Origin of the sequence: Micromonospora sp. B11E3, assembly GCF_039871625.1 — a bacterium.
Lineage (GTDB): Bacteria > Actinomycetota > Actinomycetes > Mycobacteriales > Micromonosporaceae > Micromonospora.
In genome coordinates, this window is record NZ_JBDPMC010000231.1 from 1 (window position 1) to 901 (window position 901).

General features: G+C 71.0%; 1 protein-coding gene. It reads left to right on the forward strand.

Translation table 11 applies throughout. The annotated features are described in order from the left end of the window. A partial coding sequence (gene tnpB, locus ABGB16_RS33825; RefSeq protein WP_347672114.1) for an IS607 family element RNA-guided endonuclease TnpB occupies nucleotides 1-901 on the forward strand: 901 nt, incomplete at both ends.

The window sequence follows — 901 nt, forward strand, 5'->3', positions numbered from 1 at the left end:
GTCGAGCCGGACCGCAAGCACATTGTGCTGCCCCGGCTGGGCCGGTTGAAGCTGCACGAGTCTGCCCGCAAGCTCGCCCGCCGTCTCGAAGCGGGCACGGCACGGATCATGTCCGCGGCCGTGCGGCGTGACGGCGGCAGGTGGCACGTCTCGTTCACCGTCGAGGTCGAACGCGCCGAGCGGACACCGGACCGGCCGGGCAGTGTGATTGGTGTCGACGTCGGCATCACGCACCTCGCGGTGCTGTCCACCGGCGAACTCGTGCCGAACCCGCGCCACTTGGCCACCGCGCGGGACCGGCTTCGGCGGCTGGGCCGGGCGCTGTCGCGCACGTCCGGCCCGGACCGTAGGACGCGACGGCGGCCGTCGAAACGCTGGCAGCGCGCCGCGAACCGGCTCGGCCGCACACACGCCCGGGTGGCGAACCTGCGCCGCGATGGCCTGCACAAGCTCACCACCCGCCTCGCCGCCGGGCACGGCACCATCGTGGTGGAAGACCTCAACGTCATCGGGATGCTGGCGAATCGGCGCCTGGCCCGGCACATCGCCGACGCCGGGTTCGCCGAGATCCGCCGCCAACTGGCGTACAAGACCGACTGGAACGGCGGCCAACTGCTGGTCGCCGACCGCTGGTATCCATCCTCAAAGACCTGCTCGGGTTGCGGCGCGGCGAAAGCCAAGCTGGCCCTGTCCGAGCGCGAGTACCACTGCCAGGCGTGTGGCCTGATCATGGATCGAGATCTCAACGCCTCGCTCAATCTGGCCGCCCTCACGGCCAGGCACGACACCGCCGGGAGTGGCCCGGTGGCAGCACGTGGAGCCGACCAGAAGACCCGCGTACGCGGGCAGGTGGCCATGAAGCGTGAACCCGGCACGACACCAGTCGGTCAGACCGGGACCG